We start from the raw sequence: 26,418 nt of genomic DNA, 5'->3' as shown, positions 1-26,418 counted from the left end.
GGCGAGTTACGCCTGCTGTCGCAGGTACCCGTACACCGCGGCGAAGTTACTGTTGATCTCGTCGGGGATCGGTACCGCACCACCCAACGCCCGTGCACCCCAGGCGATCTGGGCGGTGCGCTCAACGAGGGCGGTGACGTGCAGCGCCTTGTCCGGTCGCGGCGCGACGGCGACCAGGCCGTGGTTGGCGATCAGCGCGGCCGCGCGGCCCTGCAACGCCTTCACCGCGTTGTGGCCGACGTCGACGGTGCCCGATGCGGCGTAGTCGGCGCAGCGGATGTCGCCGCCGCAATACACCGCGAACTCATCGATACAGGCCGGAATCGGTTGGTGCGCAACGGCGAACATCGTCGCCCACACCGGATGGCTGTGGATCACGCTGCCGACGTCGTCGAACGCGCGATAGCACGCCAGATGCAGCGCCATCTCCGATGACGGCGCCCGACCGTTTTTGGCCGACACCACCGCGCCGTCCGGGTCGACGACCACCAGATCGTCGAGCGTCATATCGCGGTAGTCCACTGACGACGGCGTGATGACGACGTTGGCGTCCTCGCGCCGCGCCGAGATGTTTCCTGCGGTGCCCTCGACCAGTCCGCGCCGCAGCATGTCCTTGGCCGCCGCGAGCACCGCGTCCTCGGGGTTGTCCACGAATTTCATGGCCTGAGCACCTCCGGATTGACGATATGTGCGGGGCTGCGTCCCGCCAGCAGCGCCTCCAGGTCGTCGGCGACCATCTGCGCCTGCCGTGCCTCAGTGTTCCACGTCGCCCCGCCGATGTGCGGGGTGAGCACCACGTTGTCCATCGCGGTCAACGGGTGATCCGGCGGCAGCCATTCCCCGACGAAGTGGTCCAGGCCCGCCGCGGCCACCTTGCCCCGGCGCAGTGCGTCGACGAGCGCGTCGGTGTCGTGCAGTTGAGCGCGTGCGGTGTTGAGGAACACCACGCCGTCGCGCATCGTTGCGAACTGTTCGGCGCCGATCATCGCGGCCGTGTCGTCGGTGACCGGTGCGTGCAGCGACACGATATCGGCCTCGGCGAGTAGTTCGTCGAGGCTGTGCAGGGCCTCCTCCTGGTAGGGGTCACAGGCGATCACCCTCAGGCCGAGGCCCTCGAGGCGCCACCGCAGCGCGCGCGCCACCGCGCCCAGCCCGACCAGACCGGCCGTCCGCCCCGCGATCTCCCACGCGCGGAACCGCTGGTAGGGAATGGTCCCGTCGCGAAACACCTCGCCCGCGCGGACGTCGGCGTCCGCGGTGAGCACATGGCGCGTCGCCGCGAACAACAGGGCGAGGGCCATCTCCGCAACGGCGTCGGCGTTGCGGGCGGGGGTGTGCAACACCGGGATTCGAGCGGCGGTGGCCCCGTCGACGTCGACGTTGTTCGGGTCGCCGCGGGTGGAGGCCACCGCCCGCAGCGGCAGGTCGAACACCGGTCCGCTCACCGAATCACCTTCCACGACAAGCACATCGGCACGCTCAGCCGCTGCGCGCTCGGCGAGCTGTTCGGCCGGGTAGATCCGCAGTGGGCGCAGGTCGATCCACGGGTCGTAGACCACGTCGACCAGCTGCTGCAGTTTGTCGAATCCCGGACCGCGAAGCGGTGCGGTCACGAGCGCGCGAAGTCGGGTCACGGTTGCTCATGCTGGCGTACGGTGACGCCCGTGTCAGCCAAAGAGGCCACAATCGGCATCGACATCGGCACCACCGCCGTCAAAGCCGTTGCCGCCGACGCCGACGGCACGGTGCTGGCCAGCGCCCGGATACCGCACCAGCTGCGGGTGCCGGCCCCCGACCGGCTCGAACACGACGCCGACGAAGCGTGGCGACGCGGTCCGCGCCGCGCCCTCGCCGCACTGGACCGGCCCGACGCCGCCGCGGTGACCGTCACCGCCATGGTGCCGTCGCTGACCGCTGTGGACGCCGACGGGCACCCAGTGACCCCGGGCCTGCTCTACGGCGACAGCCGCGGACGCTCCGGCACCGGTTCTGGCACCACGTTCCTCACCGGTGAGTCCGTCGAGTTCCTGCGCTGGACCGCGCGGCAGGCGCCCGACGCACACGGCTACTGGCCGGCCGCGGCCGTCGCCAACCACGCGTTGGCGGGGGAGGCGGTGGTGGACACCGCGACGGCAGGCACCACCTATCCGTTGCACGACGGTGCCGGCTGGAGCGAAACGGTCTGTGCCGATTGTGAAGTCACGTCGGCTCAGCTGCCGCGCGTCGCGGCGACCGGCACACCGGCCGGGCGGGTGCACGGCTCCGACGCGGTGCTGGGCGCCGGTGCGGTGGACGCGGTGTGCGAGCAGCTGGTCGCCGGCGCCGACGACATCGGCGATGTGCTGGTGCTGTGCGGCACGACGCTGATCGTGTGGGCGACGATCGGGGAGTACCGCGAGGTTCCCGGGCTGTGGACGCTGCCGCACACCGCGCCGGGCAGATACCAGATCGGCGGGCCGAGCAACGCCGGCGGACTGTTCCTGGGCTGGGTGGACCGCCTGGTGGACCGGGGCGGTAGGGCCGTCGACCCTGCCGGCGTGCCGGTCTGGTCGCCCTACCTTCGCGGTGAACGCGTCCCGTACCACGACCCCGATCGTCGTGGCGTGCTCGACGGGCTCGACCTGACGCACGACGGCGCATCGGTGCGGCGGGCCGCCTATGAGGCGTCCGGGTTCGTCGTCCGCCAACTCGTGGAGCGCAGCGGCGCACCGGCGTCTCGCATCGTCGCCACCGGCGGCGGCACCCGCGTCGCGGCGTGGATGCAGGCCCTCGCCGACGCCACCGGACTGCCGGTACACCTCAGCGCCATACCCGAGGGCGCCGCTCTGGGGGCGGCGTTTCTCGGGCGGATGGCCGCCGGGCTGGAATCGTCGCTCACCGACGCGGCCCGCTGGGCGCGCACCGCACAGGTCGTCGAACCCGACCCGCAGTGGACGGCGCCGACGCGGGACCGCTACGACAGGTTCCTCGAACTCGCGGAGCGAACCTAGTGGTGCTGACGGATAATCGAGCGAGAGTTGTCGGCCAACCGCCTCAGCGCACCGCGCTGACGTAGCTCATGTCGGCGAACATCCCGATGGTTTCCTCTTCGGGAAACTCGAACCCGTTGGCGGCGTAGGCTTCCCGCATCGACTGCGCCGAAGGCCGCCAGCCGTGTGCGATCAGATACTCCAGAACGTCGTTGCGCTCACCGTGATAGATCAGCTCGCCCATCTCGATTTTCGACCCGTATTTCTTCATCCGGTCGGAGATGCGTTGGGAGCGCTCGTCGGAGAACATCGTGATGTCGGGGATGTGTTCGGTGGCCACCCGGCTGCCCGGTGCGCTGAGCGCGGTGATCCGGTCGAACAACAGATCCTGCGCCTCGGGCGGCAGATAGATCAGCAACCCCTCGGCGATCCAGGCGGTCGGCGCAGACGGGTCGAACCCGTTGTCGCGCAGGGCCTCGGGCCAGTCTTCCCGCAGGTCGATCGCGACGGTGCGCCGGTCGGCGGCCGGCTGCGCGCCGAGCTCGGCCAGCGTCGCGGTCTTGAACTCGATGACCTCGGGTTGGTCCACCTCGTACACCGTCGTCCCGGCGGGCCACGGCAACCGGTAGGCCCGTGCGTCCAGACCCGCCGCCAGGATCACCGCCTGACGCACACCGGCCGCGGCGGCGTCGGTGAACAACCGGTCGAAATGGCGGGTGCGAACCGCCATCCCCTCGGCGGCCCTGCGCACGTTGAACTCGGGATCGACGGAGTCCAAGTCGATCTCGCCGTCGATGGCCTGGGTGAAGAACTCCAGCCCGACCGCGCGCACCAGCGGCTCGGCGAACGGGTCGTCGATCAGCCCCTCGCGGTGGGCGAGCACGCGTTGCGCGGCAACCATCGTCGCGGTGGCGCCGACGCTGGACGCCAGGTCCCAGGTGTCGTTATCGGTACGTGCCATCAAGCCCTCCTAGTCGAGGATCGCACAGAGGTAACCGGAGTCGCCGACCAGGGCCAGCAGATCGTCGTCGGGCAGCTGGAATCCGTTGTGGGCAAACGCGTCCCGGGCGGTGCGGACATCCACCCGCCAGCCTTTCGAGCCGAGGTAGTCGCGTGCGCTGTTGCGCTCACCGGCGTAGAACAGGTCGGTCAGGTTGATGGGTGAGCCCATGCGCCTGGACCGCTCGCTGAGCTTCTGAGCCCACTTGTCCGAAAGGCCCGCGATGTCCATGTGTTCGGTGGCCAGCCGGCTGCCGGGCGCGCTGAGCGCGGTGATGTGGTCGAACAACCGGTCCTGTGCCTCGGGCGGCAGATAGATCAGCAGCCCCTCGGCGATCCACGCCGTCGGCGCCTCGGTGTCGAACCCCTTGTCGCGCAACGCCGACGGCCAGTCATCGCGCAAGTCGACGGCGACGGTGCGGCGCTCGGCGGGCAGCGCGGCACCGAGCCACTCCAGCACCGTCGACTTGAACTCGATGACCTGGGGCTGGTCCACCTCGAACACCACCGTGTCGGACGGCCACGGCAATCGGTACGCGCGGGTGTCCAGCCCGGCGGCCAGGATGACGGCTTGGCGGATACCCGCCGAGGCAGCGCTGAGGAAGAAGTCGTCGAAATAGCGGGTCCGCACGGCGATCTGCTCGCACATGCGTTGGCGGTCCAGCAGCGGATCGTCGACGGGCAGGTCGCCGTCGGCGATCCGGATGCAGTGCTCCAGCCCGACCGCCTTGACCAAGGCGTCGGCGTAGGGGTCCTCGATCAGCGGATCGGGCGCACGGGACGCCAACGCCCGCTGAGCCGCCACCGACGTGGCCGTCGCGCCCACGCTGGACGCCAGATCCCAAGTGTCGTTGTCGGTGCGCCTCATGTCGAACGTGTCCCGCTGACGTATTGCAGCTCGCCGAAGTCGACGGCCTCCTCGTCGTCGAGCGGCGGCAGGCCGTCGGCCACCAGCAGGTCCCGGACGCTCTGGCGGGTCAGCTGCCACCCGCGGTCATCGAGGTACGCGGCCGCCTCGTTGCGGTCACCGAGGTACACCAGCTCGGCGAAGTCCAGGTCGAATCCGTGCTCGCGCCACTGCTGCGATGCGGTGCGCATCCGCTCGACGGCCTTCTCGTGGCGGTCGGGATCGATGTTGGGCACGCTTTCGACCGCGATCCAGCTGCCGGGCGCGCTCAGCTCGGTGATCGTGTCGAGCAGGCGGTCCTGGGCGTCGGGCGGCAGGTAGCCCAGCAGGCCCTCGGCGCTCCACGCCGACGGTTGGCTGGGGTCGAAGCCCGCGTCGATCAGCGCGGCCGGCCAGTCGAAACGCAGGTCCACCGAGACCGTGCGACGCTCGGCGGTGGGTTTGGTGCCCAGCTCCGCCAGCACCCTGGTCTTGAAGTCGATGACGGCGGGTTGGTTGATCTCGTAGACCACGACGCCGGCGGGCCAGGCCAGCCGGTAGGCCCGCGCGTCCAGCCCGGACGCCAAGATCACGGCCTGCCGCACGCCGGCGCGTGTCGAGTCGAGAAAAAACTTGTCGAAGAACTTGGTCCGCACCGCCATGTTGTCGGTCATCCGCTGCATTCCGGCCGTCGCGCCGTCGTCGAGATCCTCGGGGCGCAGCTCACCGGTGACCAGCCGGGTGAAGAAGTCGACCCCGACCGCGCGCACCAGGGGATCGGCGAACGGGTCGGCGATCAACGGCTGCTCAGCCTTGGTGGCCAGCGCCCTGGCAGCCGCAACCATGGTGGCCGTCGCCCCGACACTGGAGGCCAGATCCCAGGTGTCGTTGTCGGTCCGCGTCATATGTTTCCCCTCACCCAATTTGATACTTAGCAGATATAACGAGATGCCTGACACGGTATGTTCCCGAGCTGAGAGGCCGCTGTGAGTCTGGGATGCACGGCAGGGCATTTCCAACTGTTACTCTCGTAGACTGTTTGACGGGTAACTTCGCAGGCTGCGCGCTCGGCGGAGGTCCGCACACGACTTAACCAAGACGCTGGTCAGACCAGCCCCGTTCGCACGCTGCGGCCACTTAGGTCGGCTGCGCAGGAGGAAGAGTGCTCTCGGCTTTCATCTCATCGCTGCGGACAGTCGACCTGAGGCGAAAGATTCTTTTCACCCTGGGCATCGTCATCCTGTACCGAGTCGGCGCCACGATCCCATCGCCTGGCGTGAACTACCCGAACATCCAGAAGTGCATCACCGAGGTCAGCGGCGGCGAGGCCGGACAGGTCTACTCGTTGATCAACCTGTTCTCCGGTGGCGCGCTGCTGCAGCTGTCGGTGTTCGCGGTCGGCATCATGCCCTACATCACCGCCAGCATCATCGTGCAGCTGCTGACCGTGGTGATCCCGCGGTTCGAACAGCTGCGCAAGGAAGGCCAGGCCGGCCAGACCAAGATGACGCAGTACACGCGTTATCTGTCGATCGCGCTGGCGATCCTGCAGGCCACCAGCATCGTGGCGCTGGCCGCCAACGGCGGGCTGCTGCAGGGCTGCTCGCTGGACATCATCCAGGGCCAGAGCGACGGGATCGACATCTTCACCCTCGTCGTCATCGTGCTGGTGATGACGGCGGGCGCGGCGCTGGTGATGTGGATGGGCGAGCTGGTCACCGAGCGCGGCATCGGCAACGGCATGTCGCTGATCATCTTCGCCAGCATCGTCTCGGCGATGCCCGGCGAGGGCCAGATGATCCTGGAGAGCCGCGGTGGCCTGGTGTTCGCACTGGTCTGCGTGGGCGCGCTGGCCATCCTCATCGGTGTCGTGTTCGTCGAGCAGGGCCAGCGGCGCATCCCGGTGCAGTACGCCAAGCGCATGGTCGGGCGACGGATGTACGGCGGCACGTCGACGTATCTGCCGCTGAAGGTCAACCAGGCCGGCGTCATCCCCGTCATCTTCGCCTCGTCGCTGATCTACATCCCGCAGCTGATCACCCAGTTGATCCAGAGCGGCAGCTCCAACCCGGGCACCGGCTGGTGGCAGCGGTTCGTCGCCGAGAACCTGTCCAACCCGTCAGACCCCATCTACATCGCGGTCTACTTCGCCCTGATCGTGTTCTTCACGTACTTCTACGTGTCGATCACGTTCAACCCCGACGAACGCGCCGATGAGATGAAGAAGTTCGGCGGCTTCATCCCCGGCATCCGGCCGGGCGCGCCGACCGCCGACTACCTGCGCTACGTGCTCAACCGGATCACCCTGCCCGGGTCGATCTACCTCGGCGGTATCGCGGTGCTGCCCAACCTGTTCCTGTCGATCGGTGGCAGCGGCCCGGTGCAGAACCTGCCGTTCGGCGGCGTTGCGGTGCTGATCATGATCGGCGTCGGGTTGGATACGGTCAAACAGATCGAAAGCCAGCTCATGCAACGCAACTACGAAGGGTTCCTGAAGTGAGGGTTGTTCTGCTCGGGCCGCCCGGTGCCGGTAAGGGCACCCAGGCCCAGAAGCTCTCCGAGAAGCTCGGCATCCCGCAGATCTCCACCGGGGACCTCTTCCGCCAGAACATCGGCGACGGCACACCGCTGGGGCTGGAGGCCAAGCGCTACCTCGACGCCGGTGACCTGGTGCCCTCGGAACTGACCAACAAGCTCGTCGAGGATCGGATCACCCAGCCCGACGCCGCGCAGGGGTTCATCCTCGACGGCTATCCACGCTCGGTCGAGCAGGCCGAGGCGCTCGACGAGATGCTCACCCAGCGCAACACGAAGCTCGACGCGGTGCTGGAGTTCGTGGTGTCCGAGGAGGAGCTGTTCACCCGGCTCAAGGCCCGAGGTCGCGCTGACGACACCGAAGAGGTCATCCACAACCGGATGCAGGTGTACCGCGACGAGACCCAGCCGCTGCTGGAGTACTACCGCGACAACAACCTGCAGACCGTTGACGCGGTCGGCGGGCTGGACGAGGTGTTCGCCCGCGCGCTGCACGCCCTCGGCAAGTAGCAGATGATCGGATTGCCCGGTCTGCGCAACCGAAGGGTCGTCGCCCAACGCACCCCCATCGAACTGGACGCGATGGCCGCCGCGGGTGCGCTGGTCGCCGCCGCGCTTGCGGCCGTGCGCCAGGCCGCCGCGCCGGGGGTGTCCACGCTCGAACTCGACGAGATCGCCGAATCGGTGATCCGCGACGGCGGCGGGGTGCCGTCGTTCCTGGGTTACCAGGGCTTCCCCGCCAGCATCTGCTCCTCGGTGAACGACCGTGTCGTCCATGGCATTCCGTCGGCCGACGAGACCCTGGCGGCGGGGGATCTGGTCTCGATCGACTGCGGGGCGATCGTCGACGGCTGGCACGGTGACTCCGCGGTCACGTTCGGCGTCGGGCAGCTGATTTCCGTCGACGAGGCGCTGTCGCAGGCCACCAGGGAGGCCATGGAGGCCGGCATCGCCGCCATGGTGCCCGGTAACCGGCTCACCGACGTCTCGCACGCCATCGAGGTCGGTACACGGGCCGCCGAAGAGCGTCACGGCCGCAAGTTCGGCATCGTCGCGGGCTACGGCGGCCACGGCATCGGCAGGCACATGCACATGGACCCGTTCCTGCCCAATGAGGGCGCGGGAGGCCGCGGACCCTATCTGGCGGCGGGATCGGTGCTGGCCATCGAGCCCATGCTCACCCTGGGCACCACCAAGACGGTGGTGCTGGCAGACGAGTGGACGGTGGTCACCGCCGACGGTTCCCGCGCCGCGCATTGGGAGCACACCGTCGCGGTCACCGAGGACGGCCCGCGCATCCTCACGCAATAGCTGTCTTTCTCTGGCGCGAACGTGGATTACCGACACGCTTCGAGCGCTGAAGGCGTGCGGGTAACCCACGTTCGGCGACAGGGACGGCGAAATGCGCGAATACTGAACCGGACGACCGGCAACCTCGTATCCATGGTGGAGGTTGAGTTTGGACGACCCGGAGGCCCTGGATGCCAACGTCATGCGGCTGCTCTACGACGAGCACGCCGCGGCCATCTGGCGCTACGCCGTGCGGCTGACGGGGGATACAGCCCGGGCGGAGGATGTCGTGCAGGAGACGCTGATGCGTGCTTGGCGCCATCCCGAGGTGACCGCGGACAGGGACAGATCGGCGCGGGCGTGGTTGTTCACCGTCGCGCGTAACCTCGTTATCGACGAGCGACGCAGCGCCCGATTCCGCAGTGAAACCGGGACCCCGGACATGGAGAAAGCGGCGGACCGCGCTGGTCCCGACGAGGTGGAGACGGCGCTGGACCGGATGTTGCTTGGCGAAGCCCTTCGCGAACTGTCCGAAGAACACCGGGCGGTCATCCGCCGCGCCTACTACCAGGGGTGGTCCACGGCGCAGATCGCCGCCGACCTGCAGATCGCCGAGGGCACGGTGAAGTCGCGGCTGCACTACGGAATGCGCGCCCTGCGGCTCAAGCTGCAGGAGATGGGGGTGACGCGATGACCGAATTCAATTCCCCCCGAGGCGAAGACGATCGCTTCCTGACCTGGGACGCCGCCTACGTGTTGGGTTCGCTGTCCAGCGACGAACGCCGCGAATACGAAACGCACCTGCAGACCTGCGCGCAGTGCCGGACCGCGGTCGCCGAACTGAGCGGAATACCCGCGCTGCTGGCCAAGGTCGACGTCGCCGATCTGGACCGACCCGACATCCCCGAACTCCGCCCCGACGTGCTCGACACCCTGCTGGACAAGGTGCATGCCCGGCGCAGGCGCGCCCGCTGGATGACCACCGCCGCCGTCGCGATGGCCGCCGCGCTGGTGGCGATCGCGCTCGCGCTCGTCCTGCGCCCTGACACCCTGGGCAGTCAGACCCCACCGCCGCAGGCCTCGGGTGCCCAGCTCGAGATGTCCAAGGTGTCCCAGACGCCGATCAACGCCACCATCACCGTCACCGGTTACGGCTGGGGCAGCCGCATCGACATGGCGTGCACGTACGGCGACTGGGGCCGGCGCGACGCCCCGCCGCAGAACCTGGGCATGGTGGTGATCGGCCGCGACGGCAGCCGTGAGCAGATCGCCACCTGGCTGGGCCTGTCGGGTGCCACCGCACTGCCGAGTGCCAACACCCCGATGCAGGCCGACGAAATCGCTACCGTGCAACTGGTTTCGGTCGATTCCGGCCAGGTGCTGCTGGAGCGCCAGCTGTGAATCCCGCCGCGGGTTGAACTCATCCGTGCAGCGCGCCGTATCACGGGGGTAAGGCGCGCGGAAGCAGGTGAGCAATGGCCCATCGAGTGGTCGACCACATCGTCGAATCCCTTTCGGCGATCGGCATCGAGTACATCTTCGGGGTCGACGGCGCCAACATCGAAGACCTCTACGACGCCGCGCACTTCTGCGACGGCATCACCGCCGTCCTGGCCAAGCATGAGTTCTCCGCCGCGACGATGGCCGACGGCTACAGCCGCAGCGGCTCCGGTCTGGGTGCGCTGGCCGCCACCTCGGGCGGGGGCTGCCTGAACACAGTGCCCGGGCTGGGTGAGGCGTTCGCCAGCCGGGTTCCGTTGCTGGCGCTGATCGGGCAGTCGCCGACGACGCTCGACGGCCGCGGCGCGTTCCAGGACACCAGCGGACGCAACGGAGCGCTCGACGCGCATGCGCTGTTGTCCGCGGTGTCGGTGTACTGCCGGCGGGTACTGACGCCCTCCGACATCGGCTCGGCGCTGCCGGCGGCGATCGTGGCGGCCCGCACCTTGCGTGGCCCGGCAGTGCTGTTGCTGCCCAAGGATATTCAGCAGGCCGAACTGCCTGTGAACGGCGGTGTCGCGGTGTCCGGTGAGCCGGGTGGTCAGCTCGGCAACCCGCATCCGATCGTCCGCGCGTTGCGGCGCGCCGACGGGCCCATCACGATCATCGCCGGCGAACAGGTCGCGCGTGACGATGCGCGCGCCGAACTCGAAGGGCTGCGCGCCTTGGTGCGCGCGCGGGTGGCCTGTGTGCCCGACGCGAAAGACGCCGCGGGCACACCCGGTTCCGGATCGTCGTCGTCCCTCGGGGTGACGGGCGTGATGGGACACCCCGGTGTCGCCGAAGCCGTCGCGGGCAGCGCGCTGTGCCTGCTGGTGGGCACCCGCATGACCGTCACGGCCCGCGCCGGGCTCGACGGCGCGCTCGGCGCGACGGCGGTGTACTCGATCGGATCCGACCCGCCGCATCTGCCGTGCACCCACGTGCACACCGACGACCTGCGCGGCTCACTGACCTTGTTGACCGCCGCGCTGACGGGTGACGGCCGCGCCACCGGCGTGCGGGTGCCGGATGCGGTGCCGCGCAACTGCCTTGAGCCGCCCCTACATGACGGCCCCGGGGTGCGTTACCCCGACGCGATGACGGTGCTGGACGCTGCGCTGCCCGACGGCGCCGACATCGTGGTCGACGCCGGGAATATCGGCGCGTCGGCCATCCACCATCTGCCGGTGCGCCGCGACGGCAGGTTCCTGGTCGCGCTCGGCATGGGCGGTATGGGTTACAGCTTCGGCGCTGGCGTCGGGATGGCGTTTGCGCGGCACAGGCGCACCGTCGTGATCGCCGGTGACGGCGCATTCCTCATGCACGGCATGGAGATTCACACCGCGTTGCAGTATCGGCTGCCCGTGACGTTCCTGTTGTTCGACAACCACGCGCACGCCATGTGTGTGACCCGCGAACAGCTGTTCTACCAAGGCCGCTACAGCTACAACCGGTTCGGCCCCAGCCGGCTCGGGGCCGGCCTGGCCGCGATGTTTCCCGGGCTGCCCTCGGTCGACGTCGACGACCTCGAGCACCTCCCCGCCGCGTTGGACGCCGCGCTGAGCGCAGCTGGTCCCTCCGTCGTCAGCATCGAATGCTCGGCAGACGAAATCCCGCCGTTCGCGGCCTTTCTCACGCCAGACCGCACCCGCACAAAGGAGAGCAGATCCCATGTCGTTGCCCGCACTCGATGACATCACCACCCATCGCGGTACCGCCGACCCGCTCGACGGGCTGATCCGCGTCGAGACCTCGCCGCGGGAGAAGGCCACCCCGATCATCATGGACATGATGCGATCGGTCTATCCGCACGACGCCGTGTTCGGCGAATTCTGCACGGTCAACAGCTATATCGACTGCCCGCCGGGCGAGCTGTTCGACTACATGTCCGATACCCGCAGCCTCGAGGAGTGGACCTACAGCCTGCGTGGCTTCACCACCACCGAGGAACCCGGACTGTGGCTGGCCTACGACCGCCTCGGCGCGGAGACCAGGATCTTCACCCGCACGCACGCCAACAGGCAAGCGATGACCGTCGATTACCACTGCGCGTGGGACCAGGGCACGCACCTGTGGATGATCTACCTGATGCGGATCGTCGACGCGCAGTCGGTGTTCGACAAGCCGGGCTCGGTGGTGCTGTGGACCAACTGCCATCACCCGTTCTACGACCGGAATCCCTACCCGCAGTCCGCACCGCCACAGCGGCCGGTGTGGGTCGGCGACTTCTGGGACATGTTCAGCGCGGGCCATCTGCTCGAGCTGCAGAACCTCAAGGCAATCGCCGAATACCGGTATCGCAACGGGCTTCCCGTCACGCCCGACTGGATGAAGTGAGCACCCATGACCGTCAGCCTTCTTGATGTCTCCACCTATCTGCCCGGTGACCCGATCGGTGCCGGCTACTACGCGCAGTTCAGCGAATCGGATGCGCTGCGTGACAACGTGATGTTCCGCGCGCCGCGCTACCGGCATCACGTCGGACCGGACGAGACCGCGGTCGACATGGTCGAGCGCGCCACCGCCGGGCTGGTGCAACGGCACGGACCCGACATGATCGCAGGCGTCGACGTGCTGATCACCCATACCCAGTTGCCCGACATGCCGTTCTACGGTGGCGGCGGCGCCATGGCGCATCGCCTTGGCCTGAAACCGAATTGGGTGCTGGATCTGCACAACGGCGGCTGCGCAGCGTTCGTGCTCGGCCTGCAGGTGGCGCGCCAACTGCTGTCATCGGGGGCGGGGCACACGGCGTTGATCGCCGTCGCGCAGAATGCCGCGGGCCAGGTGTTCGACCAGCCGGGGGTGCGGCGCAAGGCGCAGGCCTCGGTGCCGGGGGACGGCGCCGCGGTGGGTCTGGTCGCGGTGTCGGAACGCTCACCGATCCTCGACGTCGAGTGCCGCACCTACGGGGAGTTCGCAGGGGACATGACCATGGCCGTCGACCCGCCGCGCAAGTGGTGGCAACCCGGTCCCGGCGAAGGCTACATCGGGTTCACCGAAAGCAAGATCACCAAGGTGCTCGCGCGCGGCAACCGTCAGGTCCCCGAGGTGTCGTATGCCGTGTGCGACCGGATCGGTGTCAAGCCCAGGGATCTCGACCTGCTCGTCACCAACCAACCCAACCGGGTGTTCCTGCGCAACTGGCGCGACGCGCTCGAACTGCCCGAGGAGCGCCACGTCGACACCTTCGACGACTGCGGAAACCTGTTCGCCGCGGGTATCCCGATCAACTTCGACCGGGCCGTCACCGAGGGCCGGCTTCAGGCCGGGGATGTGGTGATGATGGCGGCGTTCGCGCACGCTGGTGACTTCGCGGGGGCCGCCGCCGTGCGCTGGGGCGGTCGGCCCTGATGACCACCCCGGACCGCGGCCCGGCCCAGGTCGTCGCTTCACCCGACGCGCTGGATCCGTTCGCGTTGTCGCTCAACGAGAATCCGTTCCCGCCGCTGCCCGCGGTGCGGATGGCGCTGAGGGCCTCGATCGACTGCGCCAACCGCTATCCGGAGTACCTGCCGCAGCGGTTGCGCTCGATGATCGCCGCGCACCTCGGGGTCCGCGACGAGCAGGTGGTCATCGGCGTCGGCGCCACCGGTGTGATCATGCAGGTGCTGCAGGCGGTGACACGCCCCGGTGAGGCGTTGGCGATGGCCGCCCCGACGTTCGACGGATATCCCATCTTCGCGCGGATGGCCCGGCTGGTCCCGGTGAGCGTGGGCCTGGACGGACACGGCCACCACGATCTGGACGCGTTGGCACGCGCCGCCGCCGACGCCCGGGTGGTGGTGGTGTGTCGACCGCACAACCCGACCGGCACCATCGAACCCGCCGCCGACATCGAGGCCTTCCTGCGCCGCGTACCCCCACAGACGGTGGTGCTGCTCGACGAGGCCTACGTCGAGTTCCTGCCCCCGGAGTCGCGGCTCGACGCTGCAGAACTGGTCGCCCGGTATCCGAATCTCGTGGTGTTGCGGACATTCTCGAAGGCCTACGGTCTCGCGGGGCTGCGCATCGGCTACGGGTTCTGCGCCCCGGAGCTGGCCCGCAGGCTGTGGACGATGCAACTGCCGTTCGGTATCGCCAGCACCAGCCTGGTGGCCGTCGCCGCATCCTATGACTCGGAAGCAGAGCTGCAGCAACGTATCCGGATGATCACCAACGAAAGCCGCTACCTGCGCACGCGGTTGGGCTCGATGGGGGTGTACAGCACCGACAGCCACGCCAACTTCGTCTACCTGCCCAAGCGCGACCGGCCCTGGCCGCAGGTGTTCGACGGCACCGGGCCGCGGGTGCGCCACTGCGCCGACGGCGGCGTGCGCATCACCGTCGGCGACCGCCGCTCCACCCGCGCGGTGCTGGGCGCGGTGGCCGCTGCGGTGAGCTGAAATCGGCAGCCGGCGCCGGTTGGTGCGGTATGAAGAGGCGTGGCCTCCCAACCGTCGGACCCCGATCACGTGGATCACCGCGACCCGATCGCGCTGGCCCGCGCCAACTGGGAGCGCTGCGGCTGGGGCGACGTCGCCGACGGCATGGTCGCGGTCACGTCGGTGATGCGCGCACACCAGATCCTGCTCGCCCGCGTGGAAAACTCGCTGCGCCCGTACGACCTGAGCTTTTCCCGCTACGAGCTGCTGCGGCTGTTGGCGTTCAGCCGCAACGGGGAGCTGCCGATCACCAAGGCCTCCGACCGGTTGCAGGTGCACGTCACCAGCGTCACCCACGCGATCCGGCGGCTGGAGGCCGACGGCCTGGTGGAGCGGACCCCGCATCCGACCGACGGCCGCACCACGCTGGTGCGCATCACCGACCTCGGCCGCTCGACGGTGGAGGACGCCACGGTGACCCTCAACAAGGAGGTGTTCGCCGACATCGGGATGTCCGAAACCGAATCGCGGGCACTGGCCGACTCCATCGAGACGCTGCGCAGGAACTCCGGCGACTTCTGACGGCGATTTGTGTGCGTTCGAGCGCGCTCGGCGCAACAAAACGCACACAAATCACTGGGGTGGGGCCGACGGCAGGGGAATGGTCGCCGTGACGGCGGTACCTGCGCCTGGCCGTGACCGGATGTTGAGCCGGCCGCCGACGATCTCGGCGCGTTCGGCCATCGACAGCAGCCCGTAACCGCCCATCTCGTCGCTGCCCAGTGGATGTTCGAAAGTGTCGAAACCGACTCCGTTGTCGACGATTTCGAGCCGGGCCACCGGCGCGGACTCGCCCGTGTCGACGGCGAAGGTGAGCCGCGCCGTCGTGGCGTTGGCATGCTTGACGACGTTCTGCAGACATTCCTGCGCGATCCGGTACAGCGCAAGCTCGATGTGGTCGGGCAGCCGGGTCTCCTCGAGGTCGACGTCGATGCCCACCTGCGGGATCGACCGGGCCAGGCTGGCCAGCCCGCCGGCCAGGCCGAGGTCGTCGAGAACGGGGGGCCGCAACCCGCTGATCGCCGCCCGCGCCTCCTCCAGCGTCAGCTTGACCAGCTCGCGGGCCATGCCGAGCTGTTCGGCGGCGATCCCCGCGTCGTCGGCACGGCTGGCGGCGTCCAACCGGTACGACAGCGTGACGAGCCGCTGCGAAATGCCGTCGTGGATGTCGCCTGCCAACCGGCGCCGTTCAAGCTCCTGCGCCTCGATCACCTGCTCGACGAACACTTCGTGCGCGCGTTCACGGGCGACCAGTTGGCGGTGCAGCCGGGCCTGGTGCATCGCGCCGGCGATCAGCCTGCCGATCACCAGCAGCAGCTCGACGTCGCGTTCGGTGAACTCGCGCCGCTCGACGGTGTGCACGTTGAGCACACCGACCAGACCGCCGGGATCGGTCTCCATCGGAACCGACACCATCGACGTGAAGTCCGAGCCGCGCAGCGACTGAAACGGCATGTACCGCGGATCGGACTCCTTCTCCTCGGTGATCACCACGGGTTTGCGGTGACTGGCCACCCAACCGGAAATCCCTTGCCCGAGTGGCAATCTGATCTTGCCGACCTCCGAGTCGAACGGCGGCGTGGCGCCGGCAAGCGTCAGCGAGCGTTCGGTGTCGTCGAGCACGTGCACAAAGCACACGTCGCTGGCGGTCGCCGCGGTGATCATCCGCGCGGCCGCGGCGGCCAGCGGCTCGACCCCCGGTCCCTTCGAGGCGGCCTGGATCAGTTCGCGCAGCAGCGCCAGCTCGCGGTCGGCGGCCAGCGCGTACTCGCTGAGGTCGCGGACCGCGTCGCCGGGTTGTGCGGCCGAGGTCATCGGTAGATCCCTTCGCGTAGCGCCGTGGCCACCGCGCCGGTGCGGTCGCTGACCCCGAGCTTGCGGTAGATCGAGCTCAGGTGGCTCTTGACGGTTTCCTCGCCGATCACCAGTTTGGTGGCGATCGCACGGTTGGACAGGCCGTTGACGACGAACGACAGGATCTCGCTCTCGCGTTGGGTCAGACCCTGCCGCGCGCCTGGCCAGAACTCGTCGCGCTGTAACCGCGCGGCGGTGTCGGCGGCCCTGGCCGCCATACCGGGATCGATCGCGGTCTCGCCGCGATGCACGAACTCGAGTTGACGCACCAACTCGTCGCTGCTGATGCTTTTCAGCAGGTATCCCGACGCGCCGACGCGCAGGGCCTGAAAGAGGTACTGCTCGTCGTCGTAGACCGACAGCATCACGACCTTGCGCTTCGCGTGGCGCTCACGCAGCTCCAGGCACAGGTCCAGACCGCTGGAGCCCTCCATCCGGACGTCGCACAGCACGATGTCGGGATCGAGTTCGTCGATCACGCTGAGCGCGCGCTCAGCGCCGACGGCCTGGCCGACTACCACGACGCGCTCAGAAAACGCCGCGAGCATGGCCTTGAGCCCCTCGATCACCATCTCGTGGTCGTCTACCAGCACAATTCGCACTGGTTCGGCCGTTGCGGTCATGCCAACACCTTATGGCGGGCCCGCGTGGCGGTTGGGCAAGTTGACCTTGGTTATCCCCCCTGTGGGGGAGGCGCAGCGGCTGTGACATGAGACACCCTTGAACCATGCCGATAACGCAGGAGAAGACCTGGCGCGCCGGACGCTTCTGGTGGGACAACGCAGCACCGGCCGAGGCGGGAAGTCAGCTGCGAGCGGTCGTCTTCGACCTCGATGCGCTGACCGACATCGAGTGCGACGGCCACCGCGTGGCCTACAACGCCGCGTTCGCCGCGCACGGCCTGGATTTCGAGTGGTCGGTGACGCGGTACCGCCAACTGCTGGCGTTGATCGATGAGCGTCAGCGGGTCGCCGCCGAATTGCGCAAGCGCTGCGTGGCCACCGAGTCCGACGTGCTGACCGCACTGCTCGCCGACGACATCTACACGACCAAGACGATGATGTTCGACGAGTTGGTGCTCGAGCGCGACCTTGCGCCGCGGCCCGGCCTGGTCGATCTGCTCGTGGACGCGTTCGCCGTCGGCGTGCAGGTGGCTGTGGTGACCAACGGGCAGCGCAGCTGGGCCGAGCCGCTGGTACGCCAGCTGGCCGGTGAGGGACTGGTCGAGACCGTGGTGACCGTCGACGACGTGAAGAAGACGATGCCCGATCCCGACGCGCACCGGCACGCCCTGTGGGAGCTGGGGCTGTCGGCCGAAGACGCGCTCGCGGTCAGCGGTTCGGCGTCGGGGCTGCGCGCGGCGAACGCCGCGGGACTGGCCACCGTCGTCATCACCGGCGAAGGCACCCCCGACATCCCGACGGCGGTGGCGGTACGGCCCGACTTCGGTGGCAGCGAACCGCTGCGGGTCGCCGAATGTCAACGGCTGCATGCCAGCTGGTGGAAGACCCACAAGCCGACCGCTGCCTAGCACCCGATCAACGCGTGCAATCGTAATTCGGCGCGGTAGTTTCATGGGATGACCGACATCCCCAGCGCCGATGACGCGCTAGCTCGCCTCGATATGCCGCTGGCCGAAGCGATGATGACGCAGCGAGCCGTGCGTCGCGTCCTTCCCGATCCGGTCGACGACGCAGTGGTGCTCAAGTGCATCGAGTTGGCGCTGCGGGCCCCCACCGGGTCCAACGGGCAGAACTGGGAATTCATCGTGGTGAAGGACCAGAGCGTCAAGGACAAACTCGCCAAGCGCTATCGCCAGGCGTGGTCGCTGTACGGCGGGGTCGGCAGGCGCGTGGCCGCCGGTGACGAACCGATGCAGAAGATCCTGCGGGCCGTGCAATGGCAGGTCGAGCACTTCAGCGAGATTCCGGTCCTCGTCGTGCCGTGCCTGCGCGGCGGGACGCGGGTGCCGTACATGCCCTCCCCGTTCGTGGGCGAGTCGTCGTTCTTCGGTTCGATTTACCCCAGCGTGCAGAACCTGCTGCTTGCCGCACGGGCGATGGGGCTGGGCGCGTCGCTGATCACCCTGCCGCTGTGGAGCGTGACGTCCGCCCGAAGGACGCTGGGCCTGCCGCTGACGGTGACACCTGTTTGCGTGGTGCCGCTGGGGTGGCCGCGCGGCCGGTACGGCCCCACGACCCGCAAGCCGGTCGGTGAGGTCGTCCACCTCGACGGGTATGGCAACCGCGCGTGGCGCGACACGTAGGCCCGGCGCCGTCTCCTCAATAGTCCGCACGCCGATATCGCACTGACCCACCGACCGGCTTCCTGCGTAGACTGCAGGGTTTCTCTATTCGCATCCTTGTGCCTGTAGCTGACTTAGCATAAATTATGCGTTTTCAATACCACAGGGAGCGGTCGGCGATGACAGACAGAGCACCACGGGCGGACGACGGGCCGGCGCGGCAAACGCAGGCGACCTACTGTCGCATCTGCGAACCGGCTTGCGGGCTGCTCGCCACCACCGAAAACGGACGTTTGGTCGACCTGGGCCCCAATAGAGACCACCTGCTGTCGCAGGGTTTCATGTGCGTGAAGGGCCGGTCGATGGTCGATGTCGTCAACGACCCCGACCGGGTGCTGCAGCCCATGCGGCGCGTCGGCCCGCCCGGGTGTTTCGAACCGGTCAGCTGGGACGACGCGATCGCAGACATCGGCGCGCGCTTGAAGAAGATCCGGCGCAGCCACGGACCGCGGGCGTTCGCGATCTCGGCGGGCAACCCGCCGGCATTCGACTACTCGGCGTACATGTGGTTGGAGGGCTTTCAGAAGGCCGTCGGCTCACCGTGGAAGTTCGGCGTGAATGCCGAAGACGCGGCGGCGCGTCAACTCGCCACGATGATGCTCTACGGTTCGCCGGCCATTCTCATGATGCCGGACTGGTGGCATACCGACTTCGCCGTTCTCATCGGAGCCAATCCTTTCGTGTCGCACGGTTCGCAGGTCACCGAGCCGCGGGTGCGTGATGCCCTGCGCTCCATCGTCAACCGCGGCGGACGCGTCGTGATCGTGGATCCACGACGCACCGAAACCGCGCGCCACTTCGAGCATTTCGCCTTGCACGCGGGGTCGGATGCTTGGCTGCTGGGAGCCATCGTGCACGTATTGTTGGCCGAAGGCCTTGTCGATGAGGCCTTCGTCGCGCGGTGGACGCGCAACATCGACGACCTTCGTGCGGCGGTCCAACACCTCACCCCTGAGCGCGCAGCGCAGCGATGCGGATGTCCACCCGACCGGATCGTCGACCTTGCCCGTTCGCTGGGCTCCGCGCGGTCGGCGGTGGTCTATGGCCGCACCGGCACCTGTACGCAGGGGTTCGGCACGCTGAACAACTTCCTTCAGGACGTCATCAACATCCTGACCGGAAACCTCGACTCCCGTGGTGGCTGGCTATTCCCTTGGGGACCAGTTGATTTCGCGAAGTTTGCCGCGCTGGCCGGTTTGGACACCTACGGAAAGGTGCGTAGCCAGGTCAGCAACCTGCCGGACGTCAACGGTATGTTGCCCTCCAGGGCGCTGGCAGAAGACATCATGGCGCCGGGAGGCGACCGCATACGCGCCCTGTGTTCGATGGGAACCAATCCCGTGCTGAGCAGTGCCGGCGGTGGCGATCGCCTGGAAGCGGCGCTCGAGCAGCTGGATCTGCATTTCAGCATCGATCTGTATCAGAACGAGACCAACCAGCACGCGCACTACCTGCTGCCCGCGACGACGATGTACGAGCGGGAAGACCTACCGTTCATGATGATGGGAAACATGCTGCGGCCAACGGTGTTCGCCACCAAAGCGGTGATTCCGCCGCGCGGGCAGTGCCGTCCGGAGTGGCGGATTCTCAACCAGATCGCCCGCGCCGCAGGCCTCGGCGGAGCCTACAGCTTTGCATCGTTGCGTTGGTTGGCCAAGATCGGAATCGAGGTTTCACCCAGGACACTCGTCGACGCACTCCTACGAACCAGCCGGGTCGGAGATCTGTATGGCCTTCGGAGAGGCGGTATCTCGATCACCAAGATGCAGCGTAATCCCAACGGCATCCGGTTGCGCGACGAGTTGCCGACCGGTGTCATCGGCCAGCGGTTGCGCACTGCGGACCGTCGGATCAATCTGGCGCCCGAGCCCATTCTCGAAGAGTTGACGCGGCTGGCGGCCACCCGCTCCCCGGACCACCCCCTACGGCTGACCGGGATGCGTGAGACGCATACGCACAACACGTGGATGCACAACAGTAAGCGGTTGGTCGGCGACGGTCACGTGCAGAAGTTGAGAATGCATCCGGATGATGCTCAGGCCGTCGGCCTTCGCGACGGTGACCGGGCGGCAGTGCGGTCGCCGGCGGCAACCCTCGAGGTGGTCGTCGAGGTCACCGACGAGATGTTCCCGGGCAACGTGGCCCTGCCTCATGGGTGGGGACATTCGGGAGGTGGCGGCTGGCACCATGCCAACGCGCTGGGCGGTGCCAACTCGAACTCGCTGGCCGGCCCCTACGACGGATGTGTCGAACCCCTGGCGGGGATGAGCGTGCTCAACGGTATCCCGGTGACTGTCAAGCCGGTTGAGGCAGCTGCCGAGGTGGCCGGTGGCAGCACCGCGCACTCGACCCCCGCACCCTGACGCTGGCCGGCTGAGCACCGCGTCGATCGGCGGTGCCCAGATCGAGATACATCTTGACCGGCCCCAGCCATAAGTGCGACACTGCTGTCGCATATATGGTGGCGAGGTTACGAGGAGGCCGGGTCGAATGACCGCATCACCACGGCACGGAGTCGAGGTACGGGGCGGCAGATTTCGTGCCGCAGCGCTGGCCTGGCCGATTCTCGGGGGAGTGTCACTGGTCTTTGCCGTCGTCACGATCGGACGTTGGCTCGCCGGCGGCGTGTCGTCGGTCAAGCCCGGTGATGACCCCATGCCGTTTGCCAAACAGCTGCTCATGCACGTACTCGAGTGGGGCCAGTTCACGGCGTTCGTGGTGATCTTCGGGTGGGTGGTGGTCCGGCCTCTGATCCAGCGCCGCCCACTGGGTTTCGACGGTCTGTTCGTGATCGCGGCCCTCGCGCTCAACTTCTGGGACGTGTTGGACAACTACTGGCTGTTCGCGTTCCAGTACAACGCGCACCACCTCAACGTCGGATCCTGGGGCGGCTACCTACCGGGCTGGCAGAGTCCCGAACCGCAATTGTGGGTGGTGCCACTCGGATTCGTCTTCGGCGCCTATACGTGGGCGTTCTTCCTCGCCGTCACCGCCGGATGCCGCTTGTTGAGCTATGTCCGGGACAAGCATCCGAGCTGGGGACCGGTCGGCGGGTACGCGCTGGTGTACCTGTGCAACATGGCGATTGCGGCGGTCGCGGAGAATGTCTACCTGAGGATCGGTGCGATCGCCAACATCCACCCGTGGCAAGCGCTGACGCTGTGGGACGGCACGCCGAATGCGTTTCCGCTCTACAACCCGTTCATGTTCGCGGCCGTGTGGACGGTGCTGACCGCGTTGAGGTGGTCGCTCGACCAGAACGGGCTGACGTTCGTCGAACGCGGTCTGCCGATGATGGGCGCCCGTGCACAGCCCGCGACATTCCTTCGGTTCCTGGCGATCTTCGCGTTCCTCGAGGTGACCTATATTTTGCTGTACTTCTTGCCGTTCAACCTTTTCGCCATCCTGCGCAACGTTCCACCGAACGTCGTACCGTCGTACTTCCCGGTGCCGTGACGCGGCCTTGCGATAATGCCGCAGTGGTCCAGAGTCCGCGGCGCAGGGCCGACGCCCGTCGCGTCGAAGAACGCATATTGCAGAGGGCGACCGGAGTCCTTCGCGCCGACGCCGAGGCGTCGATGGCGAGCCTGGCGGCAGGCATCGGCGTTCACCGCGCCACGCTGTACCGCCATTTCCCGACCCGAGATGCACTGATCACCCGTCTGGCTGAACTCGCGACGGCCGAGGGCCGGGCCATCGTCGCGGATGCCACCCGGGCGAAACCGAGTGCCAGCGACGTCCGCCGGTTGTCCGACGCCATCACAGAGTTCGGGGACAGATATCGTTTCCTCATCGGTACCGCACCTGTGCTGAATACCGGCGCGGACCCGATCGGCTTGGCGCCCCTGATGTCTCGCTGGCAGGACGCCGGGGTGCTGCGGACCGACGTTCCGCCCGAATGGCTCGCCGCGTCGTTCACGGCATTGGCGATCGCCCTGCGCGAGGAATCCGGGCCGCTGTCGGCCAACCTGGGATCTGCGGACCGTTCCGAACTGCTGTTCACCACCTTCCTCCGCGGGTCCGCGGCGCGGTGAAGGCTCACCAGCCGGCGCTCACCGGCCGTCAGCTGCGTAGCTGTTCGATGACCGCGCTGAAGTCCTTGTCCGCGTTGTCGGCCGCGAACTCGGCGTAGATCTCGGCGGCGTGGCTGCCCAGCGGCGCCTTGGAACCCGTCGAGTTCACCGCGGCCATCGCCAGGCCGAGGTCCTTGTTCATCAGCGCGGTGGCGAATCCGGGCTTGAAGTCGTTATTGGCCGGTGAGGTCGGAACCGGGCCCGGCACCGGGCAGTTCGTGTGCACGGACCAGCAGTTGCCGGTCGCACCGGTGATGACGTCGAACAGGGACTGCGCAGACAGGCCGAGCTTCTCGGCCAGCACGAACGCCTCACCCACGGCGATCTGCTGTACCGCGAGCACCATGTTGTTGCACAGTTTGGCGGCCTGACCCGTTCCGGAAGCCCCGCAGTGGATGATCTTGCCCGCCAACGGTTCCAGCACCGGGCGGGCCCGCTCCACGGCGTCGTCCTCACCGCCGACCATGAACGCCAACGTGCCCGCGGTCGCACCCTTCACCCCGCCGGACACCGGCGCGTCGAGTTGGCCGAAACCGCGGTCCGCGGCCTGCTGGTGGACCGAGCGCGCGTCGTCGACGGAGATCGTCGAGGTGTCGATGAACAGCGCACCGTCCTTGGCCGCAGGCAACACCTCGGCGTAGCACGCTTTGACGACGTCCCCGTTGGGAAGCGAGGTGAGAACGACGTCCGCGTCAGCGACGGCCGCTGCGCCGCTGTCGAAGAGCTGAGCGCCCTTCTCGGCGGCCGCGTCGCGCAAGCTCGGGACCGGGTCGAAACCGTGTACGGTGTGGCCGGCGGCCACGAGATTCGCCGCCATCGGCCCGCCCATGTGGCCCAACCCCAGAAACGCGACCGTCGCCATGTGTTCTCCCTGCTATGCCGACGCGCGGGCCCGGGCGGCTTCGCCCCGACCGATCACCACGCGCATGATTTCGTTGGTTCCCTCCAGGATCCGATGCACCCGCAGATCGCGGACGATCTTCTCCAGGCCGTACTCGCGCAGATATCCGTAGCCGCCGTGCAGCTGCAGCGCCTGGTCGGCGACCTCGAAGCAGGCGTCGGTGACATAGCGTTTGGCCATCGCGCACAACTCCACCTTCTGCGGGTGGTTGTCGTCGAGCGCGGTGGCCGCACGCCACAACAACACTCGCGACGTCTGCAACGCGGTGGCCATGTCGGCGAGGGTGAACCGGATGGTCGGCTCGTCGAGCAGCGCGCCGCCGAACGCCTGACGGTCCGCGAGATATCGCGTGGTCTTGTCGTGCGCGGCCTGCGCGCCGCCCAGCGAGCACGCGGCGATGTTGATCCGCCCGCCGTTGAGTCCGTTCATCGCGATACCGAAGCCCGCGCCCTCACCGTCGGCGCCGCCGAGCATCGCGTCGGCAGGCACCCGCGCGCCTTCGAAGATCACCTGCGCGGTCGGCTGCGCGTTCCAGCCCATCTTCAGCTCGTCGGCGCCGAAACTCAGCCCCGGCGTGTCCTTTTCGACCAGGAACGCCGAGATGCCGCGGTGGCCCGGCTGTGCTTCCTGGCCTCCGGTGCGGGCCATCACCACGTACACGTCGGAGGACCCGGCGCCGGAGATGAACTGTTTGACGCCGTCGAGCACGTAGTCATCACCGGCGCGGACAGCCTTGGTGCGCAACGCGCTCGCGTCGGACCCCGCGCCGGGCTCGGTCAGGCAGTAGCTGGCGATGGCCTCCATCGACGCGAGCCTGGGCACCCAGGACTTGCGTTGTTCGGGGGTGCCGAACGTGTCGACCATCCATGCGCACATGTTGTGAATCGACAGGAACGCCGCGACGGTGGGATCGGCCTTGGCGAGCTCCTCGAAAATCCGCACCGCGTCGAGCCGGCGCAATTCGCTGCCGCCGACGTCGTCGCGGCAGTAGATCGCCGCCATGCCGAGCTCGGCCGCCTCGCGCAACACGTCGGTGGGGAAGTGCTTGGTGGCATCCCACTCCAAGGCGTATGGCGCGAGGCGCTTTTCGGCGAACGCGGCCGCCGTCTCGGTGATCACGCGCTCGTCGTCGTCGAGCCCGAAGTAATCCACGGGATTACTACTTCATCGTCGGCAGGACGAACTCCGCGCCGTCCTTGATGCCCGACGGCCACCGCTGTGTGACGGTCTTGGTCTTGGTGTAGAACAGGATCGAATGCGGCCCGTGCTGGTTGAGGTCACCGAATCCGGAACGCTTCCAGCCGCCGAAGGTGTGATAGGCCACCGGAACTGGGATCGGCACGTTGACGCCGACCATGCCGACCTGTACGCGTGACACGAAGTCGCGGGCCGCGTCGCCGTCGCGGGTGAAGATCGCGACGCCGTTGCCGTACTCGTGCTCGGTAGGCAGCCGCAGCGCCTCTTCGTAGTCGTGGGCTCGCACGATGCACAGCACTGGGCCGAAGATCTCGTCGGTGTAGATCGACATGTCGGTGGTGACGTGGTCGAACAGGGTGGGGCCGATGAAGTAGCCACCCTCGAGGCTGTCGTCACCGAATTGCAGTTCGTCGCTGGCGCGTTCGCGACCGTCGATGACGAGCTCGGCACCGGCGTCGACGCCCTGCGCGATGTAGTCGCGCACCCGCGCGAGGGCGGCCTCGGTGACCAGCGGCCCGTAGTCGGCCTTGGGATCGAGGCTGTGCCCGACCCGCAGGTTGTTGATGCGTTCGACGAGCCGGGCGCGCAGACGGTCCGCGGTGCCCTCACCGACCGGTACGGCGACGCTGATCGCCATGCAGCGTTCTCCGGCGCTGCCGTAGCCCGCCCCGATCAACGCGTCGACCGCCTGGTCCAGGTCGGCGTCGGGCATGACGATCATGTGGTTCTTCGCGCCGCCGAAGCACTGTGAGCGCTTGCCGTTGGCGGCTGCGCCCGCGTAGATGTACTGCGCGATGTCGGAGCTGCCGACGAAGCCGACGGCAGCGATGGCGGGGTGCTCGAGGATGGCGTCGACGGCTTCCTTGTCACCGTGCACGACCTGGAACACGCCGGCCGGAAGGCCCGCCTCGAGGAACAGCTCGCCCAGCCGCAACGGAACCGACGGGTCACGCTCGGACGGTTTGAGGATGAATGCGTTTCCGCAGGCAAGGGCCGGGCCTGCCTTCCACAACGGGATCATCGCCGGGAAGTTGAACGGGGTGATGCCCGCGACCACCCCGAGCGGCTGGCGCAGCGAATACACGTCGATACCGGGACCGGCCCCCTCGGTGTACTCACCCTTGAGCAGGTGCGGGATACCGATCGAGAACTCGATGACCTCGATGCCGCGCTGGACGTCACCGCGCGAGTCGGCCACCGTCTTGCCGTGTTCGAGGGAGAGCAGTTCGGCGAGCTCGTCGATGTTCTGGTTGACCAGGTCGATGAACTTCATCATCACGCGGGCCCGGCGCTGCGGGTTCCACGCCGCCCAGTCCTTCTGCGCTTTGATGGCGCCGGCGACCGCGGCGTCGACGTCGGCGCTCGAGGCCATCGGCACGGTGGCCTGCACCTGTCCGGTGCTCGGGTTCAGCACGTCGGCGGTGCGCTTGGACTCACCGGTGGTGCGCTGGCCGTTGATGAAATGCGGAATCTGCTTGGTCATGAGCTTGCCCCTCGTCACTA

The 26,418-nt window shown here is 67.8% G+C and carries 26 protein-coding genes; 16 read left to right on the top strand and 10 right to left on the bottom strand.

Annotated elements, in window-relative coordinates; all coding sequences use genetic code 11:
* Window positions 1-6: 6 nt before the first annotated feature.
* Together K3U96_RS20975 and K3U96_RS20970 are read right to left on the bottom strand one after the other, a co-directional pair.
* Window positions 7-660, bottom strand: a complete 654-nt coding sequence (locus K3U96_RS20975; RefSeq protein WP_220690965.1) for an L-fuculose-phosphate aldolase — start codon at window positions 658-660, stop codon at window positions 7-9.
* The gene (locus tag K3U96_RS20970; protein WP_069405593.1) at window positions 657-1,634 is read right to left on the bottom strand and encodes an NAD(P)-dependent oxidoreductase; all 978 of its coding nucleotides are present in this window, start codon (window positions 1,632-1,634) and stop codon (window positions 657-659) included. Before K3U96_RS20970 ends, K3U96_RS20975 begins: the two co-directional genes overlap by 4 nt.
* Before the next feature lie 30 nt (window positions 1,635-1,664).
* On the opposite strand from K3U96_RS20970, the gene K3U96_RS20965 reads away from it, so the two are divergent.
* Window positions 1,665-2,990, top strand: a complete 1,326-nt coding sequence (locus K3U96_RS20965; protein ID WP_220690964.1) for a xylulokinase — start codon at window positions 1,665-1,667, stop codon at window positions 2,988-2,990.
* Window positions 2,991-3,033: 43 nt separating this feature from the next.
* Here K3U96_RS20965 and K3U96_RS20960 read toward each other — a convergent pair whose 3' ends face one another.
* The 3 genes from K3U96_RS20960 to K3U96_RS20950 are packed head-to-tail and all read right to left on the bottom strand — an operon-like array spanning window position 3,034 to window position 5,759.
* Complete coding sequence (locus tag K3U96_RS20960) at window positions 3,034-3,930, bottom strand: class I SAM-dependent methyltransferase (RefSeq protein WP_220690963.1); 897 nt, start codon at window positions 3,928-3,930, stop codon at window positions 3,034-3,036.
* Window positions 3,931-3,939: 9 nt separating this feature from the next.
* The gene (locus K3U96_RS20955; protein WP_069405596.1) at window positions 3,940-4,836 is read right to left on the bottom strand and encodes a class I SAM-dependent methyltransferase; all 897 of its coding nucleotides are present in this window, start codon (window positions 4,834-4,836) and stop codon (window positions 3,940-3,942) included.
* On the bottom strand, window positions 4,833-5,759 hold the full coding sequence (locus K3U96_RS20950) for a class I SAM-dependent methyltransferase (RefSeq protein ID WP_220690962.1): 927 nt from the start codon (window positions 5,757-5,759) through the stop codon (window positions 4,833-4,835). The genes K3U96_RS20955 and K3U96_RS20950 overlap by 4 nt, the downstream gene beginning before the upstream one ends.
* Window positions 5,760-6,016: 257 nt before the next feature.
* Between K3U96_RS20950 and secY the strand changes: the two genes are divergently transcribed.
* The 10 genes from secY to K3U96_RS20900 all read left to right on the top strand — a co-directional run bounded on the left by secY (window position 6,017) and on the right by K3U96_RS20900 (window position 15,107).
* Window positions 6,017-7,354 (top strand): preprotein translocase subunit SecY, encoded by a 1,338-nt coding sequence (secY, locus tag K3U96_RS20945; protein WP_069405598.1) that lies wholly within the window; start codon window positions 6,017-6,019, stop codon window positions 7,352-7,354.
* Window positions 7,351-7,899, top strand: a complete 549-nt coding sequence (locus tag K3U96_RS20940; RefSeq protein WP_069405599.1) for an adenylate kinase — start codon at window positions 7,351-7,353, stop codon at window positions 7,897-7,899. The genes secY and K3U96_RS20940 overlap by 4 nt, the downstream gene beginning before the upstream one ends.
* A 3-nt stretch (window positions 7,900-7,902) precedes the next feature.
* Window positions 7,903-8,700 carry a type I methionyl aminopeptidase gene (map, locus tag K3U96_RS20935; protein WP_069405600.1) on the top strand — a complete coding sequence of 266 codons (798 nt, stop codon included), beginning with the start codon at window positions 7,903-7,905 and terminating at the stop codon, window positions 8,698-8,700.
* A gap of 148 nt (window positions 8,701-8,848) precedes the next feature.
* Window positions 8,849-9,373: a sigma-70 family RNA polymerase sigma factor gene (locus tag K3U96_RS20930; RefSeq protein ID WP_069405601.1), complete on the top strand. Its 525-nt coding sequence runs from the start codon at window positions 8,849-8,851 to the stop codon at window positions 9,371-9,373.
* Complete coding sequence (locus tag K3U96_RS20925) at window positions 9,370-10,080, top strand: anti-sigma factor family protein (protein WP_069408218.1); 711 nt, start codon at window positions 9,370-9,372, stop codon at window positions 10,078-10,080. The genes K3U96_RS20930 and K3U96_RS20925 overlap by 4 nt, the downstream gene beginning before the upstream one ends.
* Window positions 10,081-10,154: 74 nt before the next feature.
* A complete protein-coding gene (locus tag K3U96_RS20920; protein WP_220690961.1) occupies window positions 10,155-11,855 on the top strand; it encodes a thiamine pyrophosphate-binding protein in 1,701 nt (566 codons plus the stop codon).
* Complete coding sequence (locus K3U96_RS20915; protein ID WP_220690960.1) at window positions 11,833-12,498, top strand: DUF8713 domain-containing protein; 666 nt, start codon at window positions 11,833-11,835, stop codon at window positions 12,496-12,498. Before K3U96_RS20920 ends, K3U96_RS20915 begins: the two co-directional genes overlap by 23 nt.
* Window positions 12,499-12,504: 6 nt before the next feature.
* Window positions 12,505-13,515 carry a 3-oxoacyl-ACP synthase III family protein gene (locus K3U96_RS20910; protein WP_220690959.1) on the top strand — a complete coding sequence of 337 codons (1,011 nt, stop codon included), beginning with the start codon at window positions 12,505-12,507 and terminating at the stop codon, window positions 13,513-13,515.
* Window positions 13,515-14,546 carry a pyridoxal phosphate-dependent aminotransferase gene (locus K3U96_RS20905; protein ID WP_220690958.1) on the top strand — a complete coding sequence of 344 codons (1,032 nt, stop codon included), beginning with the start codon at window positions 13,515-13,517 and terminating at the stop codon, window positions 14,544-14,546. The genes K3U96_RS20910 and K3U96_RS20905 overlap by 1 nt, the downstream gene beginning before the upstream one ends.
* Window positions 14,547-14,585: 39 nt before the next feature.
* Entirely contained in the window at window positions 14,586-15,107 is a 522-nt protein-coding gene (locus tag K3U96_RS20900) for a MarR family winged helix-turn-helix transcriptional regulator (protein ID WP_275080528.1), read from the top strand.
* Between the two features lie 51 nt (window positions 15,108-15,158).
* Here K3U96_RS20900 and K3U96_RS20895 read toward each other — a convergent pair whose 3' ends face one another.
* Window positions 15,159-16,400 carry a GAF domain-containing sensor histidine kinase gene (locus K3U96_RS20895; RefSeq protein WP_069407361.1) on the bottom strand — a complete coding sequence of 414 codons (1,242 nt, stop codon included), beginning with the start codon at window positions 16,398-16,400 and terminating at the stop codon, window positions 15,159-15,161.
* Window positions 16,397-17,062, bottom strand: coding sequence for a response regulator (locus K3U96_RS20890; protein ID WP_069407362.1), 666 nt, complete (start codon window positions 17,060-17,062; stop codon window positions 16,397-16,399). Before K3U96_RS20890 ends, K3U96_RS20895 begins: the two co-directional genes overlap by 4 nt.
* A 104-nt stretch (window positions 17,063-17,166) precedes the next feature.
* Between K3U96_RS20890 and K3U96_RS20885 the strand changes: the two genes are divergently transcribed.
* From K3U96_RS20885 to K3U96_RS20865, 5 genes are all read left to right on the top strand, one after another.
* Complete coding sequence (locus tag K3U96_RS20885; RefSeq protein ID WP_069407363.1) at window positions 17,167-17,970, top strand: HAD-IA family hydrolase; 804 nt, start codon at window positions 17,167-17,169, stop codon at window positions 17,968-17,970.
* A 48-nt stretch (window positions 17,971-18,018) separates the two neighbouring features.
* Window positions 18,019-18,705 (top strand): nitroreductase family protein, encoded by a 687-nt coding sequence (locus K3U96_RS20880; RefSeq protein ID WP_069407364.1) that lies wholly within the window; start codon window positions 18,019-18,021, stop codon window positions 18,703-18,705.
* Window positions 18,706-18,863: 158 nt separating this feature from the next.
* Entirely contained in the window at window positions 18,864-21,107 is a 2,244-nt protein-coding gene (locus K3U96_RS20875; protein WP_220690957.1) for a molybdopterin-containing oxidoreductase family protein, read from the top strand.
* Between the two features lie 127 nt (window positions 21,108-21,234).
* On the top strand, window positions 21,235-22,200 hold the full coding sequence (locus tag K3U96_RS20870) for a spirocyclase AveC family protein (protein WP_084223659.1): 966 nt from the start codon (window positions 21,235-21,237) through the stop codon (window positions 22,198-22,200).
* 23 nt (window positions 22,201-22,223) lie between these two features.
* Window positions 22,224-22,778, top strand: a complete 555-nt coding sequence (locus K3U96_RS20865) for a TetR/AcrR family transcriptional regulator (protein ID WP_131815163.1) — start codon at window positions 22,224-22,226, stop codon at window positions 22,776-22,778.
* 28 nt (window positions 22,779-22,806) lie between these two features.
* On the opposite strand, the gene mmsB is transcribed toward K3U96_RS20865, so the two are convergent.
* Genes mmsB through K3U96_RS20850 form a run of 3 tightly spaced genes read right to left on the bottom strand, consistent with a single transcriptional unit; the run spans window position 22,807 to window position 26,398 of the window.
* Window positions 22,807-23,679 (bottom strand): 3-hydroxyisobutyrate dehydrogenase, encoded by an 873-nt coding sequence (gene mmsB / locus K3U96_RS20860; RefSeq protein WP_220690956.1) that lies wholly within the window; start codon window positions 23,677-23,679, stop codon window positions 22,807-22,809.
* Between the two features lie 12 nt (window positions 23,680-23,691).
* Window positions 23,692-24,870, bottom strand: a complete 1,179-nt coding sequence (locus tag K3U96_RS20855; protein ID WP_220690955.1) for an acyl-CoA dehydrogenase family protein — start codon at window positions 24,868-24,870, stop codon at window positions 23,692-23,694.
* Window positions 24,871-24,877: 7 nt separating this feature from the next.
* A complete protein-coding gene (locus tag K3U96_RS20850) occupies window positions 24,878-26,398 on the bottom strand; it encodes a CoA-acylating methylmalonate-semialdehyde dehydrogenase (RefSeq protein ID WP_220690954.1) in 1,521 nt (506 codons plus the stop codon).
* Between the last annotated feature and the right edge of the window lie 20 nt (window positions 26,399-26,418).

Origin of the sequence: Mycolicibacterium holsaticum DSM 44478 = JCM 12374 (genome assembly GCF_019645835.1) — a bacterium.
Taxonomy (GTDB): Bacteria; Actinomycetota; Actinomycetes; order Mycobacteriales; family Mycobacteriaceae; genus Mycobacterium; species Mycobacterium holsaticum.
The sequence above is the reverse complement of the archived record's forward strand: the minus strand, read 5'-3'. Positions and strand labels throughout refer to the sequence as shown.

Bases quoted from the DNA above. Each gene is read 5' to 3' on its own strand.
- K3U96_RS20975 (WP_220690965.1), bottom strand. From the start codon at position 660: ATGAAATTCGTGGACAACCCCGAGGACGCGGTGCTCGCGGCGGCCAAG.
- K3U96_RS20960 (WP_220690963.1), bottom strand. From the start codon at position 3,930: ATGGCACGTACCGATAACGACACCTGGGACCTGGCGTCCAGCGTCGGC.
- K3U96_RS20955 (WP_069405596.1), bottom strand. From the start codon at position 4,836: ATGAGGCGCACCGACAACGACACTTGGGATCTGGCGTCCAGCGTGGGC.
- K3U96_RS20950 (WP_220690962.1), bottom strand. From the start codon at position 5,759: ATGACGCGGACCGACAACGACACCTGGGATCTGGCCTCCAGTGTCGGG.
- map (WP_069405600.1), top strand. From the start codon at position 7,903: ATGATCGGATTGCCCGGTCTGCGCAACCGAAGGGTCGTCGCCCAACGC.
- K3U96_RS20925 (WP_069408218.1), top strand. From the start codon at position 9,370: ATGACCGAATTCAATTCCCCCCGAGGCGAAGACGATCGCTTCCTGACC.
- K3U96_RS20920 (WP_220690961.1), top strand. From the start codon at position 10,155: ATGGCCCATCGAGTGGTCGACCACATCGTCGAATCCCTTTCGGCGATC.
- K3U96_RS20915 (WP_220690960.1), top strand. From the start codon at position 11,833: ATGTCGTTGCCCGCACTCGATGACATCACCACCCATCGCGGTACCGCC.
- K3U96_RS20910 (WP_220690959.1), top strand. From the start codon at position 12,505: ATGACCGTCAGCCTTCTTGATGTCTCCACCTATCTGCCCGGTGACCCG.
- K3U96_RS20905 (WP_220690958.1), top strand. From the start codon at position 13,515: ATGACCACCCCGGACCGCGGCCCGGCCCAGGTCGTCGCTTCACCCGAC.
- K3U96_RS20895 (WP_069407361.1), bottom strand. From the start codon at position 16,400: ATGACCTCGGCCGCACAACCCGGCGACGCGGTCCGCGACCTCAGCGAG.
- K3U96_RS20890 (WP_069407362.1), bottom strand. From the start codon at position 17,062: ATGACCGCAACGGCCGAACCAGTGCGAATTGTGCTGGTAGACGACCAC.
- K3U96_RS20885 (WP_069407363.1), top strand. From the start codon at position 17,167: ATGCCGATAACGCAGGAGAAGACCTGGCGCGCCGGACGCTTCTGGTGG.
- K3U96_RS20880 (WP_069407364.1), top strand. From the start codon at position 18,019: ATGACCGACATCCCCAGCGCCGATGACGCGCTAGCTCGCCTCGATATG.
- K3U96_RS20875 (WP_220690957.1), top strand. From the start codon at position 18,864: ATGACAGACAGAGCACCACGGGCGGACGACGGGCCGGCGCGGCAAACG.
- K3U96_RS20870 (WP_084223659.1), top strand. From the start codon at position 21,235: ATGACCGCATCACCACGGCACGGAGTCGAGGTACGGGGCGGCAGATTT.
- mmsB (WP_220690956.1), bottom strand. From the start codon at position 23,679: ATGGCGACGGTCGCGTTTCTGGGGTTGGGCCACATGGGCGGGCCGATG.
- K3U96_RS20850 (WP_220690954.1), bottom strand. From the start codon at position 26,398: ATGACCAAGCAGATTCCGCATTTCATCAACGGCCAGCGCACCACCGGT.